The 14,701-nt window shown below is 70.2% G+C and carries 17 protein-coding genes; 8 read left to right on the top strand and 9 right to left on the bottom strand.

Annotated features, from left to right (window positions below; all coding sequences use genetic code 11):
* The first annotated feature begins 11 nt into the window (after window positions 1-11).
* The 3 genes from ACPWT1_RS20060 to ACPWT1_RS20070 all read left to right on the top strand — a co-directional run bounded on the left by ACPWT1_RS20060 (window position 12) and on the right by ACPWT1_RS20070 (window position 1,284).
* Window positions 12-449 (top strand): hypothetical protein, encoded by a 438-nt coding sequence (locus ACPWT1_RS20060; protein WP_427912892.1) that lies wholly within the window; start codon window positions 12-14, stop codon window positions 447-449.
* Window positions 449-586, top strand: a complete 138-nt coding sequence (locus ACPWT1_RS20065) for a hypothetical protein (protein WP_427912893.1) — start codon at window positions 449-451, stop codon at window positions 584-586. Before ACPWT1_RS20060 ends, ACPWT1_RS20065 begins: the two co-directional genes overlap by 1 nt.
* A 425-nt stretch (window positions 587-1,011) precedes the next feature.
* On the top strand, window positions 1,012-1,284 hold the full coding sequence (locus ACPWT1_RS20070) for a hypothetical protein (protein WP_427912894.1): 273 nt from the start codon (window positions 1,012-1,014) through the stop codon (window positions 1,282-1,284).
* Between the two features lie 32 nt (window positions 1,285-1,316).
* On the opposite strand, the gene ACPWT1_RS20075 is transcribed toward ACPWT1_RS20070, so the two are convergent.
* The 3 genes from ACPWT1_RS20075 to ACPWT1_RS20085 all read right to left on the bottom strand — a co-directional run bounded on the left by ACPWT1_RS20075 (window position 1,317) and on the right by ACPWT1_RS20085 (window position 4,367).
* Complete coding sequence (locus ACPWT1_RS20075; RefSeq protein ID WP_427912895.1) at window positions 1,317-1,592, bottom strand: hypothetical protein; 276 nt, start codon at window positions 1,590-1,592, stop codon at window positions 1,317-1,319.
* 25 nt (window positions 1,593-1,617) lie between these two features.
* Window positions 1,618-2,031: a hypothetical protein gene (locus ACPWT1_RS20080; protein ID WP_427912896.1), complete on the bottom strand. Its 414-nt coding sequence runs from the start codon at window positions 2,029-2,031 to the stop codon at window positions 1,618-1,620.
* Window positions 2,032-2,183: 152 nt separating this feature from the next.
* The gene (locus ACPWT1_RS20085; RefSeq protein ID WP_427912897.1) at window positions 2,184-4,367 is read right to left on the bottom strand and encodes a family 1 glycosylhydrolase; all 2,184 of its coding nucleotides are present in this window, start codon (window positions 4,365-4,367) and stop codon (window positions 2,184-2,186) included.
* Between the two features lie 89 nt (window positions 4,368-4,456).
* Here ACPWT1_RS20085 and ACPWT1_RS20090 point away from each other — a divergent pair, with 89 nt between their 5' ends.
* Entirely contained in the window at window positions 4,457-5,212 is a 756-nt protein-coding gene (locus ACPWT1_RS20090) for a molybdate ABC transporter substrate-binding protein (protein WP_427912898.1), read from the top strand.
* Between the two features lie 10 nt (window positions 5,213-5,222).
* Here the strand turns inward: ACPWT1_RS20090 and ACPWT1_RS20095 are convergent, their stop codons facing one another.
* The 3 genes from ACPWT1_RS20095 to ACPWT1_RS20105 all read right to left on the bottom strand — a co-directional run bounded on the left by ACPWT1_RS20095 (window position 5,223) and on the right by ACPWT1_RS20105 (window position 9,096).
* Window positions 5,223-6,680 carry an iron-containing redox enzyme family protein gene (locus tag ACPWT1_RS20095; RefSeq protein ID WP_427912899.1) on the bottom strand — a complete coding sequence of 486 codons (1,458 nt, stop codon included), beginning with the start codon at window positions 6,678-6,680 and terminating at the stop codon, window positions 5,223-5,225.
* Window positions 6,681-6,772: 92 nt separating this feature from the next.
* The gene (locus tag ACPWT1_RS20100; RefSeq protein ID WP_427912900.1) at window positions 6,773-8,131 is read right to left on the bottom strand and encodes a phosphoribosylamine--glycine ligase; all 1,359 of its coding nucleotides are present in this window, start codon (window positions 8,129-8,131) and stop codon (window positions 6,773-6,775) included.
* Window positions 8,128-9,096, bottom strand: coding sequence for a methyltransferase (locus ACPWT1_RS20105; protein ID WP_427912901.1), 969 nt, complete (start codon window positions 9,094-9,096; stop codon window positions 8,128-8,130). The genes ACPWT1_RS20100 and ACPWT1_RS20105 overlap by 4 nt, the downstream gene beginning before the upstream one ends.
* 168 nt (window positions 9,097-9,264) lie before the next feature.
* Between ACPWT1_RS20105 and ACPWT1_RS20110 the strand changes: the two genes are divergently transcribed.
* Window positions 9,265-9,570 (top strand): hypothetical protein, encoded by a 306-nt coding sequence (locus ACPWT1_RS20110; RefSeq protein WP_427912902.1) that lies wholly within the window; start codon window positions 9,265-9,267, stop codon window positions 9,568-9,570.
* Window positions 9,571-9,810: 240 nt separating this feature from the next.
* Here ACPWT1_RS20110 and ACPWT1_RS20115 read toward each other — a convergent pair whose 3' ends face one another.
* Both ACPWT1_RS20115 and ACPWT1_RS20120 read right to left on the bottom strand, forming a co-directional pair.
* Window positions 9,811-10,605 carry a substrate-binding domain-containing protein gene (locus ACPWT1_RS20115; RefSeq protein WP_427912903.1) on the bottom strand — a complete coding sequence of 265 codons (795 nt, stop codon included), beginning with the start codon at window positions 10,603-10,605 and terminating at the stop codon, window positions 9,811-9,813.
* An 80-nt stretch (window positions 10,606-10,685) separates the two neighbouring features.
* Window positions 10,686-11,402 (bottom strand): haloacid dehalogenase type II, encoded by a 717-nt coding sequence (locus ACPWT1_RS20120; protein ID WP_427912904.1) that lies wholly within the window; start codon window positions 11,400-11,402, stop codon window positions 10,686-10,688.
* A 61-nt stretch (window positions 11,403-11,463) separates the two neighbouring features.
* On the opposite strand from ACPWT1_RS20120, the gene ACPWT1_RS20125 reads away from it, so the two are divergent.
* Window positions 11,464-11,697, top strand: coding sequence for a hypothetical protein (locus tag ACPWT1_RS20125; RefSeq protein ID WP_427915638.1), 234 nt, complete (start codon window positions 11,464-11,466; stop codon window positions 11,695-11,697).
* A 12-nt stretch (window positions 11,698-11,709) separates the two neighbouring features.
* On the opposite strand, the gene ACPWT1_RS20130 is transcribed toward ACPWT1_RS20125, so the two are convergent.
* Window positions 11,710-12,954: an MFS transporter gene (locus ACPWT1_RS20130; RefSeq protein ID WP_427912905.1), complete on the bottom strand. Its 1,245-nt coding sequence runs from the start codon at window positions 12,952-12,954 to the stop codon at window positions 11,710-11,712.
* Between the two features lie 40 nt (window positions 12,955-12,994).
* Between ACPWT1_RS20130 and ACPWT1_RS20135 the strand changes: the two genes are divergently transcribed.
* The gene (locus ACPWT1_RS20135; RefSeq protein ID WP_427912906.1) at window positions 12,995-13,468 is read left to right on the top strand and encodes a GNAT family N-acetyltransferase; all 474 of its coding nucleotides are present in this window, start codon (window positions 12,995-12,997) and stop codon (window positions 13,466-13,468) included.
* Window positions 13,469-13,501: 33 nt separating this feature from the next.
* Window positions 13,502-14,686 carry a serine hydrolase domain-containing protein gene (locus ACPWT1_RS20140; protein ID WP_427912907.1) on the top strand — a complete coding sequence of 395 codons (1,185 nt, stop codon included), beginning with the start codon at window positions 13,502-13,504 and terminating at the stop codon, window positions 14,684-14,686.
* The last annotated feature ends 15 nt before the right edge of the window (window positions 14,687-14,701 follow it).

Raw genomic sequence — 14,701 nt, forward strand, 5'->3', positions numbered from 1 at the left:
CATCGCGGCCCATGCACGCAGGCCCCCGCGACGTGGCGCAAGTCCGGCTGGACAACGCGCTCGTGCTCTTCGAGGAGTTCGTCCACGCCACGGTCAAGCACCCCGATGCCGCCACCCTGCGCGGCCTGGAAGGCCGTTTCGCCGAGCGCCTGCAGATCCATCCCAGCTACTGGAGCCAGATCAAGAGCCGCTCGCGCCAGATCGGCGAGCGGCTGGCGCGCCAGTTCGAGCAGCTGTGCCACAAGCCGGTGGGCTGGATGGACGTGCCGCACGAGGCGGGCAGCTCGCGGCCGGCCGGATCCGCACCGTCCCAGCCGCCGCGCCCCAGGAGAGCCCGCTGCCGCAGGACGACGACGAGCGCTTCATCGTCGGCCTGGTGCTCACGTACTACAGGCGCCATCCGCAGCGCGCCCGCACGCGCCTCTTGGAACTGCTCGGCGAGGTGCTGATGCAGCCATCTCCGCCAGCTCCGACGGGCAAGGCGCCTGCCAAGCCGCCGGCCAAGCCCGCCGCGCCGGCCGACGAAGCCGCTTCGCTCTGGCAACGCTCGCAGGCGGGCGTCGCGCCCCTCAAGCGCAAGCGCTGAAGCCCCTCCATCCGCTGTCATTGCGGAAAGCGGGCCATGTGCCGCGCGCACGTCGCCATGCACATCACGCATGGCCGTGGTGATGAACGGCGCTTGCGCCCCAGATCACAGCACCTTTATCATTTGATCAAGTCGTTGCGCTGCAGTCCTGGCGCGGCGACGAGGCCCTCGATCCACCCCAACCCGATGTCCATGAACCACCTCGCCCTCCAACCGCAACGCGCCCGCGCCCAACGCGGCATCGCGCCGTTGTCCGTTGCAGGCGCCCCGGTCCTGGCCGTCATGCCCACCCTGCGCCCCCGGGGGCCGCGCCGCCTCGCCGTTGACACGGCACGCGTCGCGGACGGCCCGGTGGCTCCAGCCCCGGGCCGTTTTGTTTGTGCGTCGACCTGCAGTCCCTTGCCACCCACCAGAAGGAGAACACGATGAGCAAGACACTGACCTTCGCAGCCATCCTGGCCGGCCGGCCCTTCAGCGCCACGCTGCTGCACATGATCGGCGCCGCCCTGCGCTCGGCCGGCGACGCCGCGCACGGCCTGGCGCTGCGTGTGGCGAAGACCGAGGAGGCCGCGGCGACCGTCCCGCAGATCGAGACGGTGGAATTCCACAGCCTGCACGGCGACGCCGGCGCGCCCGAAGGTGCGCTGTACGTCAATGGCGTGCTGGTGGCGATCCTGCCGGGGGTGAAGCGGCTGTGAGGCCTGGGGCCGCTCCCGCCGGGGAGCGGCCCTCAGCGGCTGGCCACCAGGTCCTGCTCGCGCTCCGCGGGGCCGACCGTATCGGGCGGCAGCTTGCGCAGCCAGGACTGCGCGAAGTCGGCTTCGGTCCCGAGCCCGCCGAATTCCGTCACCAGGCCTTCCCCATGGCAGCGCCAGATGCGCCCGTGTTCGCTGTGCTCGCCGCGCAGCGATCCCACCGTCACCAGCTTGCCGATGTTCGGACCTTCCCTGCCGAGGGCGCCCGCGATCACCTCGCAGCGGTCGCCCGTCTTGATCGGCTCGCTCATGGCCACCGCCTCCGTCCCGCTGTGTTCAGCGTGGGCCGACCGGCAGCCGGTCGACCGACGACGCATCGGGGCACACGCCCGGATTGCGCGACTGCGCCTGGTCCAGCGCCCCGTCGCGGTAGCGGCAGTCGTACGACGGCCCGCCGGGCACTTGGCCGACCAGGCGCCGGACCTGGCCCTGGTCGTAGTAGTACGTCGCCAGCACCTGCATCGATTCGGGCCGGTCGCGTACGCCGTGCCAGACGCGCTGGCAGCCGGTGAAGCCGCTCGGGTGCTCCGTCGGGTAGGTGGCGATGTCGATCCCGTCGCGCACGCCGAACACGGCGCCGCTGGGCACGGCGGCCAGTTCGCAGGCCGACGCGGCTTGCGAAGCCGGCTGGGTCCCGCAGGCGGCCAGCAGCGCGATGGCGGGGACGGTCAGGAAAACGAAGCGTGGCATGGGGCACCTTGTCGTGAGGGAGTCCGCATCGGCGTGCGGATCAGGCCAGCCACGCTAGCACGGACCGCGCGTGCCGCGGGCCGGCCGCGGTCGCGTCCTGCCGTGACCGAGTGTGACCAGCGCTACATTCCCGGCGCACGGCATGCTCGGCCTCAACCCCGCGCCGCATCCTCCAGCCGCACGTCGTCCTGCCGGCGTTCGACCGCCAGTTCGCCTTCGCGGCGCGCCATGCGCGCCTCGCGCACGAGACGCTCCACCGTCGTCTCGGTGGGCGGCAGGTACGACACCGCATCGTGGCCCGGGTACACGGGCGCCGTGCCGTCGGCGTCGTCGTCCTGCACCACGAGGGACGGGTCGGCTTCGGCCACCACGGCCACGTGCCGCGCGACCTCGGCCTGCGACCAGCCCTCGGCCGGGAAGAAGTTGAAGCCACCGCTGGCGCCATCGGACAGCAAGTCGAGCATCCCGTCCACCAGGTCCGGACCATAGACCTCGTGCCACGGTGCGCCACGGGCGTTCAGCGTCTGGCCGGCTTCCAGCGTCTCCAGCATGCGCACCGCGTGCGCGTTGCGGTCCCAAGGCACGTACACGGGCCCGGTACGCGCGACCAGCACGCCGGGCAGCGACAGCGCCTCGGCCGAGAGTCCAGGGCCGAACGCCGAGGTGAACAGGCCGCAGGCCACGCCCGCATCGGCGCAGATGCGCGCTACCGACGTGCGCGCGCCGTGCGGACAGTTGGCGAGGCGTCGCCGCGGACCGGCCAGGCCCTCGCGGTCGCGGGCATCGAAGACGGCCCACGGACGCACCCGCTCGATGCTGCCGCGCAGGTCGTCGCCGCACCGCACGTACGGCAGGCCGCGGACCTCGCAGGCCCGCACTGCCAGGTGCGACAGCGGCCCGTCGTCCAGCACCAGCAGCAACGGCGCGCCCTCACCCGGCGACTCGGGCGTGCGTTCGAAACAGGGCCCCGCCGGCGGTGGCGCGTCCAGGTAGCGGCCGGGCCGGCGCCACCAGCCTTCGATCTCGAGGCCTGGGGCCTGCGGCTCGCGGCCGCTCGCCAGGTCGCGCAGCACCGAGGCCATCCGCGTGGGCCGCGGCGTGCCATTGCGCACGTCGAACACGCCCGGCTCGTAGTGGCCGACGAACCGCGTCACCATGCGGTTCCAGTCGTACGAGCCGAGCAGCGCCCAGGCCGTCACGGCGCGGATGTTCACGCCCTCGTCGCGCAGCTTCTGCGCGCCACGCCACACCTCGACGAACCAGCGCACCTGCTCCTCGCGGGTGGTGCCGTTGTGGCACTCGGTGACGGCAACCTCGATGCCATAGCGCTCCCAGGCCTGGCGCAGCAGCGCAGGCAGCCCCAGCACGCCGGGCCGCACGTGCCGCATCGCGTCCACGTCGACCAGCGGGATGCCCTTGTATCGGCTCACGTTGCGGTCGGCCATCGCCCGGTGCCAGTGCCGCTCGACGCGGTGGTCCATGAACCGCTCGCTCGACAGGTAGTGGTTGATGCCGATCACGTCGGGCGGGCACGGATCGTCGGCGATCGTGCGCAGGCGCTGCTCGAAGCCGTGGCCGCACAGGCGGTTCCACAACGCATGCCCGGGCACCACCTTGCCGCACAGCAGGTCCCAGCCCATCCAGCGGCGCTCGTTCTGGAAGTCCGCGGCTTCCTGCAGCGGCGGTGTCGCATGGCAGTAGCCCAGGTCGTCGGTCTGCACCAGCCGCGCCTGGGGATTGACCTTGCGGATCTCGCGCATGGCCAGGCGCGTCGCGTCGATCTCGTTCAGCAGCGCGAGCCAGAAGAGGCGCTCGTCCGTGGTATGCGGGTACCAGAAGCCGTAGAGGGCCGAGAAGCGCGCCGTCGTGAGCGGCTCGTTGACGGGCGTCCAGTCGCGCACCCAGGGATAGCGCTGCGCGACCGCGGCCGCATGCGCGGCCAGCCCGGGCGCGAACGAGTCGTGCACCAGGCTCGTGTACGCCGGTCCGCTGCCGTGGTGGCACAGCGTCACGATCGGATTGACGTCCAGCCGGGCCAGCTCTGGCAGGCGTTCGTCGGTCCAGCGGAAATCGCGCTGCTCGGGCGTGTCCGGCGAGATGCGTTCCCACAGCGCCGGATAGCGCAGGGACTTCATGCCGAGGCTGGCGAATAACGCGAGGTCCTCGATGCGGTGCTCATGGCCACTGCGCGGCGTCTGGTCGAACCAGGCGTCGCCGACGCGGTTGACGGTGCATTCGTAGCCGCCCCAGAGCTCGAGGGCGGAGGGTTCGTTGCGGGTGTCGGTATGGGGCTCGTTGTTGGGCAGGAGGGATGCGGACTTGTCTGTCTTCGGCATGGCGCCGATGCTCCACGAGTTGCAGCGCGGCAGTTTGTAGGAGCTTGTTGTCGATCAGCCTGGCGCCGCGCAGGCCTACACTGCCGCGCATGCGACACCCTCTCCGTGCCATTCTCGCCAGCGCCGTTCTCGCACTGCCGCTGGCCGGCATCGCCGCCGACGTCAAGGTGCTCACCGCAGGCGCCTATCGGCAGGTGCTGCTCGCGGCGCAGCCGGCGTTCGAGCAACGCTCCGGCCACCGCCTCGTGATCGACAACGACACGGCCGGCGGCCTGCAGAAGCGCGTGGGTGGCGGCGAGGCGTTCGACGTGGTGGTCTCCAGCCCGGCCTCGCTGCAGCCGGTCGCCGCGCAGCTGGCGTCCGAACCGCCGCGGCCGCTGGCACGCGTAGGCATCGGCGTCGCGGTGAAGACCGGCGCGACGCTGCCGGACATCGGCAGCGTCGATGCCTTTCGCGCGCTGCTGCTGCGGGCGCGGTCCGTGGCAATGGTCGATCCCGCCGCGGGCGGCACCAGCGGGGTTTACCTGTTCCGGCTGTACGAGCGCCTGCGCATCGCCGACCAGGTGCGGGCCAAGGCCGTGCTCGTGCCCGGCGGCCACAGTGCGGAAAAGGTGGCCGGCGGGCAGGCCGAGATCGCGATCCAGCAGATGAGCGAGCTGCTGCCCGTGCAAGGCGTCACCGTCGTCGGGCCGCTTCCGGCCGAGGTGCAGAACTACACGGTGTACGCGGGCGCCCTGTCGGCCCGCGCGGCGCAGCCCGAGGCCGCGCGGCAACTGCTCGATGCGCTGCGAGGACCGGAGATCGAGCCGCTGCTGAAGGCGAAGGGAATGGAAGCAGTTCGCTGAGGCTGCATCCTCAGCGCGTCACGCCGGTCCAGAACTGCCGCGTGGCTTCCAGGCCCGCCGGCGTCCAGTGGGTCGCGGGCGACATCGCCTCGACCAGCAAGGCGTCGCGCCCGGCCACGTCGGACGTGCGAAGCCGCTCCTGCATCGCCTGCAGGTCTGGATCGAGCAGGTCGGCCGGTGTTTCGTCCCCCACGGCCGCCACCATCCCGTTGCGCACGGCAGCGCGGAACGTGGGACGCCGCCGGGTCGCCGAATCCGCAGGCGGTGCCTCGGTGTACGGCGCGCCGTCGCTGCTCGCCGCGCCGCGGATCCAGTCGTGGATCACCTGCAGCTCGTAGCTGGAGAACACGCCGAACATCTCGGCGCGCTCGCCCTGCAGCAGCTTCCAGAACCGGCTGTGCTCCGCCGGCTCGCCGCGCTTGATCCAGCCCGCCTGCTGCAGCGCGCCCAGGAAGGCGGGCAGGTCCTCGGGTGACGCGAGCCAGTCGTTCACGCCGCGGCCCGCCACCTTGCAGTAGTCCGAGTGCGCACCGCTGCCCGACCGCGCCTTGTGGCGCAGGATGCGCAGCACTTCCTGTTCGCTGTCGAATGCGGCGATGACGGCTCCAGTGCCGAGCCCCGCATCGGCCAGCTGCGCGCCGATGCGCATGCGGCGCCAGAACGCGCCGCCGTCGTCCAGCTTCGGCAGCAGGTCCAGCGCGACCTGGCAGGCGCGTCGCGCATGGCCGCTGTCCGGGTTGTCGACCGTGACGTGCAAGGTGAAGTAGTACGGATCGAGGCCGAGCTCATTGAGCTCGTAGGCCGTGATCAGCAGGTGCAGCGGCAGTTGCTCGTAGCCGAGGTTGAAGCCCACCACCTCCGGGAGGAAGCGTTCGGCGTTCCATCCCAGCGCGAGCTGGATCGCGCCCTGGCGGTACAGCGCATCGTCCAGGCCGTCGAGCGGATCGAGCGCGTAGCGCGCGAGGAGGCTGCGATACAGCACGACGTGGTTCTTGTCGATCGCGCCCTCGCCCAGCTCCTCGACATAGGTGCGCACCAGGTCGGACAGGCGCGGATTGCGCCAGTGCGCCACCAGGCCGTAGAGCCACGAACCGTCGACCAGCTTGGTGGGCGCGATCGAGCGCAGCACGTACAGGGCATGGGCGCGGTTGGAGAAGAAGCGGCGCGGCGCGCCTTCCTTGCGTTCCTCGAGGTAAGCCGCGTACCTCGCGTGCACGGAGTGCGTGCTGGCCTCCATCCAGGCGAGCAGCTCCTCGGGCGAAGCGGGCAATTCCGAAGCGGCAGGATCGAGCCGCCCGATCTCCTGCGAGAGAAATTGCGCCGCCTCGTCACGCGTGGCCGCATCGGGCACGCCGTCGCGCAGGCGGTGGTACAGCGACGCCAGCGGCGTGTCGCCCGCGGGCTCGAGGCCCGGCTCGGGTGCCGTCCTGGCCTGCAACTGCTGCCATTCCTGGCCTCCGATATGCATGCGTCCCTGGGTGTTCGTGGAATGCATCCACTGTGCCCGCGGCACGGCGTGCACCGTATCGGGCGCGGGCGCGCACCACCGTGCGCAGGCTCCTACGCCTGCCGGACAGCCTGCGCGGCAGGAGACGGATGCATCGCGAGGGACACCGCGCTTTCGTACAAGCCCAGGCTCTGCAGGCGTCGCAGGTCACCCCGTTCGACACGTTCGCCGATGTCCCGCCGGTAGCGAAGGTTGGGCACCACGACGCCACGTGCGATGCGCAGTGCCTCGGCATTGGCGTCGCGCACGGTCGCCCCGAGGCCGGTGGCCACGCCGATGTAGCCGGTGGCCCCGCTCGTGACCAGCTGCCCCTGCACCTGCGCGACTTCGGCGAACGACAGCTGCGCTCGATCGCGTGCGGTGAGACTGTCGCGCAGGCAGATCGGCGCGCCCTTGCCCAGCTCGGCGTAGCCGTGGTGGTACGGGAACGGCGGCACCGTCAGCACCACGCCGCAGGCGAAGCCGTCGCGCGTCGCGATGCGCTCGGCGTCATGGCGCAGCATGCGGCGGAAGATCGCTTCCCACGGTTCGAGGTGCAGTGCCTCGCAGATCGCATACCCCGGATAGCCGAAGCGGCTGGTGAACTCCAGCGGCCACAGGCCGGCTTCGTTGGCGATCAGGTTGACGTTGATGTAGCCCACGTAGCCACCGTCGCGCAGCAGCGGCGCGAGCGGTGCCAGCACGGCATCGAACAGCGGCTGCGAGCCGCGGTAGCTGACGATGGTGCCCATCTCGCCCGTGAGCTCGCCCAGCTCGCCGGGAAAGAACCGCTTGTGCTCGAAATCGATGCAGGCCGGCTGCAGGAACTGCTGCCCATCGAAGTAGCCGCCGACCCCGACTTCCACGCCCTGCAGGTGCTCCATCAGCACGAAGTCGACGGCCTCGCCCGGCTGCTGGCGCGACGCATGCAGGCCGAGCAGCGCAAGCAGGTCGAAGCCGTCGTCCATCTCGCCGACGAAGTTGCGCGTGCGCGCGCTGTTGGCGCCATTGAACTTGAGCACGTAGCGGCCCGGATGCGAGCGCACGAACTGCATCGCCGCGGCGTAGTCGGTGAACGGATGGCTGGCCGCGGTCTTCAGGCCGGCCTCGCGCAGCACCTGCTGGCCGAACGTGCGATCGGCCTCGAGCCTGTCGCCCAGCGCACTGCCGCCGATCACGTGGAAGCCGTCGCGCCGCAGGCGGTCCTGCAGCTCGCCCTTGACAGCAGATTCGAAGATGACCAGGCCATCGTCGCCCGCCTCGCGCACCCAGCCCAGCTCGCGCTGCCAGTCGGCGGTGAAGTCCAGCATGCCGCCATGCACGTCGGCATAGGCGGCGTCCTCGACGAACACGCGCACCTCGTGGCCGCGCTGCACGAAGCCGTGGTGCATGGCCGCGAGGTCGTTGCATTCGCCGACCCCCAGGATCCTCATGCGGGCCGCTCCACGAGCAATGCGACCGCCGCGATGCGCTCGGCATCCGCATAGGCAGGCTCGTCCAGCTCCTCGCCAAAGACATCGGGATCGAGCTCGCGGTAGCGCCATGGCCAGCCGCGCTGGTGCAGCAACGGCTGCAAGGCTTCCAGCAGGGGATCGATCCCTTCGGCGATCGCCACGCCGGTGTAGAGCACCAGGCGGCCGCCGGGCGCAAGGCGCTCGACGCCCTCGCGCACGATGCGCACCGACAGGCCCTCGCCCCAGCGGCCGCCGCCGTGGCGATAGGTGCGCTGGGCCGCGTCGTTGAGGTACGGCGGATTGGCGACGATGAAGTCGAACGCACCGTCGACCGCGCCGAACAGGTCGCCCTGCGCGAACGTCACGTCCTGCCAACCGGCCAGGGCCGCGTTGGCGGCCGCGAAGCGCAATGCACGCGGGTTGATGTCGGCCAGCACCAGGCGCGGCTGCGCGGCTCGCGCGTGTTGCGCAGCCGCCAGCCCACCCGGGCCGGCGCCGCAACCCATGTCGAGGATGCGGCCGCCCTCGCCCAGCGGCGCGCGGTCCAGCTCGCCACGCAGCAGGTCGACGAAACGTACGGTGTCCGGCCCGAAAAAGACGGCGTCCTCTTCGGTCGTGGGCCAGGCCGAGTGCGCGTAGAGCTGCCCATGCAGGCTGGAGTACCGCACCCTGCTGCGAAGCAGGCCATCGCCGCGATGCTCGGCCAGTCCCGCGCCTTCCAGCAGATCCAGCACATGCGGGGGCAGCAGCACGGGCGCGAATGGCCGGCTCCAGCCGAAGACGTCGCGCACCGTGTGCGCATGCGCCGCGCCCGGTCGCGCGTTGACGCGTGCCTGCGTGGCCGGCGTGACGGTGGTGAAGGCATAGCCGGTCGATTGCAGCCAGCGCCCGAGCGCGACGAGCGCCTCAGCCAGTACCACCCCGCCGTCCACCGCTGCGTTCATGCGCTCAGGATGCCGGCGCCGCATGGCCGCGCTTGTAGGCGGCTGGCGCAACCTCTCGCTCCCTTTCTTCAGAAAGCGGTGCGCGAACGCACAGCGTGCGCGGCCTGCGTTCCGGACCATGAAGTTGCCGCGCGCTTTCCTGCGCGGGCACACCGAAGGAGAACGCTCATGGACCGCATTGGTCGCTCTCGCCCTGGCCAGCGGATGACCAGGATGTTCCTTGCAGGTCGCGGCGGACGCCCGTCGAGGACGGCAGCCTGGGGCGCGCTGCTCGCCGTCGCCGCGCTCGCCGCGCTGGCCGCCAGCCTCATCGGAGGGGGCAGCGCACTGGCCCATCGAGGGCTCGGCCAACCCGTCCTGGTCGGTGAACCGGCTCCAGCCGTTCACACGCTGGCCGAGCCGCCCGCGGAAGCAACCCCCGTTCCGCCGATTCCGGCCGATGCGCAGGATGCGCAGCCGATCGCGACGTTCTGAGTCAGCCGCCGCCCGTGCTCCTGTACCACAGCTCGCACCGCCCGCACCTCAGCATTTGTGCGAAATTCTGTAGGAGTTAACTCACAGCTGGTGTGGACAACTCTGTGAGAAACCGCGCCGCTTCCAGCGAGAACCCGCGTGGATTGTGGGCTCCCACAGATTGCTCAATGAAGCAGCAGCTTCCGACCGTTCGGCGTGGTAGACGGCGGCGACTGACCTCAACGCAAGGAGATAGCGGCCCTACTTCCCGGCTGCGCGCGGCACCAGGCCGGTGTCGCTGATCGCGCCCGCGTTTTTCGGCGAGGCCAGGTACCCCAGGAACTTGCGCGCTTCGTCCTGGTGGGGGCTGCCCGCCACGACCGCCGCCGAGAACTCGGTGACGTACTGGACCTCGTCGGGCAGGTCGCCGACGATGTCGATGCCCGACACCGGGAGCAGTTCGCTGCGTTGCTGGCAACCGAAGTCGGCCTCGTGCTTCGCCAGGATCTCGCCGACCGGTGTCGCGGGGATCTTGTGTCCCTTGGGCTTCACCGCGTCGGCCACGCCGAGCTTCTGCAGCATCTCCTTCTCGATGTACTCGCCGCTGGCACTGTCGGACCAGGCGACCGACTTCGCATCCAGCAGCGCCTTCCTCAGCCCGGCGACGTCGTGGATGTCGGGATGCGGGCTGCCGTGGGGAACGGCGCAGGCGATGCGCGAGTCCGCAAGGGCGACCTTGCTGCCCTGCGCCAGTTGGCCGGTGGCCATCAGCTTGTCGAGCGAATCGCCGACCATGATCACCACGTCGATCGGCTCATGCCGGGCCAGGCGGGCGGGAATGGCGTTCACGGTCTTGCCCATGGACGGCCCCCACTCCGAATGCACCTGCTGGCCGGTCTCCTTCTCGTACTGCGCAGCCAGCTTCTTGTAGGCCGCAGCGAAGCCTCCGGAGGAGACGACGTTCAGCGGATCGGCGAAGGCAGCGCCGGCAAACGCCAGGCAGGCGACGACGAGCGCCGTGCGCGCGAAGGAGGCTCGGGGGAAATGCTTGTGCATGGGATGCGGCTCGGGAAGAGAGTTGGAACCGTGGATGTTCGCATGGCCGCGCTGCCCGTCAAAGCCGTCCACGTCGACGATCAGGCGCCGAGCACATCCGCCAGCGCCAGGAGATTCGCGCAGTGCAGGTCGTTGCCGGGGCGTGGCGTGACGTCCTTGGGATGGGCCGCACCGAATTCCAACGGGCGCTCGATGTACGCCGTGCGCAGGCCGCAGTCCCGTGCACCGGCGAGGTCGTCGTGGTGCGCCGCCACGAGCATCACCTGGTCGGGCCGCAGGTCGAACACGCGCGCGACGCCGAGATACGTGGCCGGATCCGGCTTGTAGGCGCGGAAGACCTCGGCCGAGAGCACGCAGTCCCATGGCAGCCCGGCGCGCTTGGCCATGTTCGTCAGCAGCCCGATGTTGCCGTTGGACAGCGTGCAAAGCGTGTAGCGCCGCTTGAGCCGGCGCAAGCCCTCGACGCTGTCCGGCCATGGGTCCAGCCGGTGCCACACGCGATTGAGGTGCGCGCGCGAGGCCTCATCCAGTGCCTGCAGTCCGAAGCGCGGGAGGATGTCGTCGAGGATCATCCGGTGCAGATCGTCGATGCGCGACCAGCCGAGCTCGCCCCGCATCACGCGCGCCATGGCCGGCCTGTAGCCTTCGCGCCAGGCGCGTGCGAATGCGTCGCCGTCCACCTGCGGATGCAGCTGCGCCATCTCGCGCACGATGCTGCCGTGCCAGTCGACGACGGTGCCGAAGATGTCGAAGGCCAGCACCTGCACGCTGCCGGCGAGATCGGTGGGAGCGGTCATCGGCCCAGTCTAGCGGCGCAGGCCCGCTGCATCATCGCCCTCATCTCACGGATCCATGCCCATGAGCAAACTGCAAACGCTGCGCAGCCAGCGCTGGCTGGCGCGCGACGACTTCCGCTCCTTCAACTATCGCTCGCGCGTGATGCAGATGGGCTACGACCCGAAGGACTGGGAAGGCAAGCCGGTCATCGCGATCCTGAACAACTGGAACGACTATGCAGCGGCAGGATTGGGACCCGTGCGCGCGGCCCAGCGCTTCCGGCGCGCCGCCGAGGCAGCACTGCAGCACTGGTAGGCGGGCGAAGCGTCAGGCCACGGCCGGCGCCGCCATCAGCGTGAAGCCCTTGCGGGGCAGTTGCAGGGCCACCACCCCGGCCGCCATGAGCAGCAGGCCGGCACCGCCGAACGCGACCCAGTGCGTACCGAAGTGCTCGTAGCCCCAGCCGCCGAGCCACGCGCTGAGCATGCCGCCGATCTGGTGCCCCAGGTAGGTCATGCCGTAGAGCACGCCGACCAGCCGCACGCCGTAGACGTCGGCAAGGATGGCGGACGACAGCGCGATACTGCCGGCCCAGACGAGCCCGCCGATGCTCGACGTGAGGTACAGCTCCCAGTGGGTGCCCACCATCACCAAGGCTAGAAAGCCGAGCCCGCGCACGAAGTAGATGGCGGCCAGGATGTGTCGGCGCGGCAGGCGGTCGGCGAAGCGCCCGAGCATCAGCGTTCCGCCGATCGCCACGAAGCCGATGAGCCCGATGCCCATGGAGCTGGTGAAGGCGTCGAAGCCGTGGTCCATCAGCATCGGCATGCCGTGCGTGCCCAGGAGGTTCATGCTGAAGCCGCAGCAGAACAGGCCGAAGAAGATCTTCCAGAACGGCGCCGTGCGCGCCGCGTCGCGCAGCCGCAGGCTTTGCGGCTGCGCGCCGGCCCGCGCGCGCTGGGCCGCGTACTCCTGCGCGCCCAGGTCGGTGTGTTCGGGCGCGTCGTCATGGATGACCCAGATCGCCGCCGGCAGCGTGAAGAGCGTGAAGACGGTGGCGAAGCCCATGAGCGTGGGGCGCCAGCCGAAGTGGTCGATGCCCAGGCTCAGCACCGGCGTCATGATGGCCATGCCCGCCATCGAGCCGGTCGAGAGAAAGAACAACGCCATCCCCCGCCGGCGCGTGAACCATTGGCTGATGACGGGCGTCACCGCAACCGGGCTGGTGAACGCCAGGCCGACGGAGAGCAGCACGCCGAACGCAAGCAGGAACGCGGACACGTCCGAGGCGGTGACGGTCCACAGCACGGCGGCCACCACCAGCACGTTGCCCGCCAGCAGCACGGGCCGGGTGCCCCAGCGCGCGATCAGCAGGCCCGCGAGCGGCATCGCCAGTCCGTACACCAGCATCCCGACCGCGACGATGGTGGCGAGCAGGCTTCGGCTGAAGCCCAGGTCGTGCACCATCGGCATGAAGAAGGGCCCGAAACTCAGGCGCATGCCCGAGGAGAGGAGCGTGAGGACGGCCGCCGCAGCGACGATGTTCCACCCGTAATACCAGCGACCTGCCATGCGACCAGCCCTTGTTCGTGTCCCGCCATTCTAGGAAGCCATGACCGCCGACCCGCCCGTCGAACTCGCAGTGCCAGCCGATGCCGCCGCCATCGCCGCGATGTCGCGCGACCTGATCGAGACGGGCCTGCCCTGGAACTGGCGCGAGGGCCGCGTGCTGCGCGCGATCCGCCAGCCGGACACCAACGTGGCGGTGGTCCGCGAGGATGCCCGGATCGTGGGGTTCGGCATCATGGAGTACCGCGACGAGCACGCCTACCTCTCGCTGCTCGCCATCGATCCGGCGCACCGGCGCCGCGGTGCGGCCCGTTCGCTGCTGCGCTGGCTGGAGGCGTCCGCGCGTGTCGCAGGGGTCGAACGCATCCGGCTCGAAGCCCGCCGCGACAACGCTCCCGCCCGCGTCTTCTACAACGAGCAGGGCTTCCACGAAGTGGGCATCACGCGCGACCGCTACAGCGACGGCATCGACGGGCTCGTGCTGGAGAAGTGGCTGCGGCCCCGGCAGTCAGAATGAGCGCCATCGCCATCCACGCATGAAAGAGCGCCCATGGACCTGATGACCGGGTTTCCGCCGGACCCCGACAAGCTGGTGACGCTGTCCAACTGGCGAACGCCTCCGTTCAACCGGTGGGCGTTCAACCACGTGAGCGAACTCGTTCCCTCCGCGTTCGTCCGTGCGGCGACGGCCGCCCAGTCCCTGGAATGCGAGGCGCGCCGGTTCACCGATTTCCGCATGTCGCAGGCCGGCCAGAGCTTCGGCTTCGACGAGTGGCTCGAGAAGACCTTCACGGATTCCATGGTCGTCCTGAAGGACGGCAAGGTCGCCTTCGAAACCTACGCCGAGGGCCAGAGCCCCGCGACGCCGCACATCTGGATGTCGGTGTCCAAGTCCGTGCTTGGACTGGTCGCAGGCATCGTCGCGGGCCGCGGCCAGCTGGACGCCGATGCACCGCTCACCGACGTGATTCCCGAGCTGCGGAGCAGTGCCTTCGCCGGTGCCACCGTGCGGGATGCGCTGGACATGCGCGTGGGCATCCGGTTCGATGAGGACTACCTCGCGAAGGACGGCGCCATCATCGCGTACAGGAAGTCGCACCTGTGGGATCCGGTGCCGGTCGGCGAATCGCCCACCGACCTGCGAAGCTTCCTCCAGACCCTGGCCGGGCGCGACGGAGAGCACGGCGGCCGCTTCCACTACGTCTCGCCGAACACCGACCTCCTGGGCTGGGTGCTGGAACGCGCCACCGGCACGCGCTATGCCGACCTCGTGAGCGAGGTGCTCTGGCAGCCGCTCCAGGCCGAGCGCGATGCCTACATCACCGTCGACCGCCTTGGCGCACCTCGCTGTGCCGGTGGTTTCTGCGCCACGCCCCGTGACATGGCGCGCCTCGGCCGGCTCTTCGTGACCGGAGGACGGCATGGCGACGTCCAGGTCGTGCCGGAACGCTGGATCCAGGACATCGTCGACTTCGACGGCGTGGCGGCCTGGAAGTCCGGCGACTTCTTCGACCTCTTCGACGGCGCGACCATGCACTACCGCAGCCAGTGGTACGTGCTGCGTGGCGAGCGGCCGCTGGTGTTCGGCCTCGGCGTCTTCGGCCAGCACGTCTTCATCGATCCGGCCGCGGACCTCGTCATTGCCAGGTGCGCGTCGCAGCCGCTGCCGCTGGACAAGCCCTTCGTGGCGATGACGCTGGCCGGGGTCGAGGCGATCCGGGCGATGTTCGGGTGAGCCTGAAGCGACCGG

It is taken from the genome of Ramlibacter sp. MMS24-I3-19 (assembly GCF_050320135.1).
In the GTDB taxonomy this organism is placed as follows: domain Bacteria; phylum Pseudomonadota; class Gammaproteobacteria; order Burkholderiales; family Burkholderiaceae_C; genus Ramlibacter.